This is a genomic window from Mesorhizobium sp. P2_F8, from assembly GCF_056403655.1.
The window spans coordinates 1-2,106 of sequence record NZ_JBFUFB010000081.1; the positions used below are offsets into that span (position 1 = coordinate 1).

The following is a 2,106-nucleotide window of genomic DNA, read 5'->3' on the forward strand; positions in this document are numbered from 1 at the left end:
GTGCACAGTCATGGCACACCGCCAGCTAGACGCCTGAGCCTCGGTGCAGCTTTGAACATCAGCCGTCGCCTCTCAGAGGGATGTTCGACCCCGTTGATTGAACCGGCTGCCCAAGGCCCATGACACACCGCTTGCTCGTTGCGGGGCTTCTCCGATAAAGCACGACGAGAGCGATAAGATACATCGGGTACCCGCTAACCCGGGCAGCGACTTGGCTTGCAAGTCATGCTCACATCAAGGAACAGACTATGAAGCGCCAGATCCGGCCGTTCATCGTGGAAATGAAACAGAAGCGCGGCGTGCAAAAGCGAAGTCATTCGATCTGGGGCGATCTCGACCTGTCCAAGATTGCCACGGAGATGACGCAGCCGGGCTGTGCTGCTCCGCTCCCGAATTCGGAGGTCATTGACTTCAGTATAAGACCCCTTGATGCTGAAGAAGGGGAAAAACCACAAGCGGAGTATATGATGGCCGATTTTCAGGACGCCGAGACTGTTCAGACGACAGTAGCGCCAGCCAAAGTGGAAGTGCCTGAATCGAAGAAGAAAGTTCCGCGAGCAAAGAAAGCGAAGGCAGAACTCGTCAAGCCGGTCCGCAAGAACGGAGCGAAACACGTGCCCCCGGCGGCAGAAGCTCCGGTGGCGGCGAAGACCGCCCGCAAGACATATTCCGAGAAGGAACGCTCCCAGAAGCTTGCCCAGATCGAAAAATCGATCGCTGGCGGCGCGACCAGCAAGACTGCGGTCGGCCAGGCCGGCATATCTGAGCAGACCTACTATTATTGGAAGAGGGCTGTCGCACCTTCTTTAGACAGCGGCGATCTCCGTGATCTTGTCGCGCTCGAAGAAGTAAACAAGCGTCTGAAGAACCTGCTTGGGGACCGTCTGCGCAAGGAAAATGCCGAGCTCAAGAAGAAGCTGGGCCTGGCCTAAGGCATAGTGAGTATCGCTGGAAAATTCGCCCAACGACGCTCAAGGCGGTAGCGGCGGCATATCGCCTTCGCCGACCCGCCACACCCAGGAGCCGATCTCCGGGCGCGCGGCGATCATTTCGTCGAGTGACGCTTCGTAGTTCTGGTCCGTTCCGACCGGAACGACAAAGAGCGCTATCGGCTCGTCCCTTTTCTGAAGCAACGCATTGGCGATCGGCTGGTCGGGTTGCAGGTCAAAGCGCAATCCCTTCACGCTCTTCTCGCGAAGGCGGGCGAGCCCATCGACGAGCCTTTTCTCCGGGAATGTCTCGTAAGGAATCCAGTTCTCGGACACAACCATCAACGCGATCTCCTCGACAATGGCGAGGCCGGTCGAGTTCAGTCCGAACGTCGCGATCACGTCGAAACGAGCCTGCAGGCGACGATGCAATGCATCGTCGATCATGAAGGGAAAACCGGGCAAATGTCTGATAACAAGTTTCTAACCGGAGCGGGCAGGAACRATCTCCTTCACCTCGCCGACCAGCAACTTTCGGGGGCCGGATTTCGGCGGAAGCGCAGTGCCGAGAACCGCGTTGCGACGCTGCTCGATCGCTTGCTTGTTCTGGGCGCGAAATGGCTCGGGCACGAACAGGAAATCCGCGAGGCGGTCCTCCCCTCACTGTCATTTGCCCGGCGGCCTCGAGCAGATGCCAGCGGACATTCCACCAATGTCGCTTGCCAGCCCACCTCGATGTCCAGACAGTCAATTCAGCCTCGTGCCAGAGATAATGAAGCAGGCCACGCAGCGACATCCGCCTGGGATCGGCCGTTACGCTGGCGGAACTTTGCCCGGCAGGCACGGACGGTGCCCGGCTCCCCGTCTTCGACAGGCTGAAGTCCAACTTGAGGGCCGCCATGTGCAGCGCCAGCCTTGCGGCTCGCGGCTCGCCTGAGGCCGCGCGTCGCCTGTTCGCTATATCGCAGCCGATCCGCCGGCACGCGGGCCGAACGATACCTAGCCGGCCGCAGCATCGGAGGATGCCCGTCGCTTCCTGCCGCCCGGATGAACGGGTCGGGCCGGCACGCGGGCCGGCGCGGCGTCGCCGGATGGCCTGGAGACATGGCGGCGGTCCACCGGGAGAGGCCCGCGCCCGCGGCCTGAGAGGCGACCCCTGCCGCCCCCCGGTCACGGC

1 protein-coding gene and 2 pseudogenes are annotated in these 2,106 nt (G+C 61.2%); 1 reads left to right on the forward strand and 2 read right to left on the reverse strand.

The window, feature by feature from the left end; genetic code table 11:
* The first annotated feature begins 248 nt into the window (after positions 1-248).
* Positions 249-932, forward strand: coding sequence for a transposase (locus AC1DZP_RS35950; RefSeq protein WP_477309075.1), 684 nt, complete (start codon positions 249-251; stop codon positions 930-932).
* Positions 933-971: 39 nt separating this feature from the next.
* On the opposite strand, the pseudogene AC1DZP_RS35955 reads toward AC1DZP_RS35950, so the two are convergent.
* Positions 972-1,559 (reverse strand): annotated as a pseudogene (locus AC1DZP_RS35955) (DUF1173 family protein).
* 79 nt (positions 1,560-1,638) lie between these two features.
* A pseudogene (locus tag AC1DZP_RS35960) lies at positions 1,639-1,830 on the reverse strand (DUF1173 family protein); the annotation flags it as partial.
* Positions 1,831-2,106 lie beyond the last annotated feature (276 nt).

What these genes read in the sequence shown, in the direction of transcription:
- AC1DZP_RS35950 (WP_477309075.1), top strand. Translation starts at nt 249, where the DNA reads ATGAAGCGCCAGATCCGGCCGTTCATCGTGGAAATGAAACAGAAGCGC.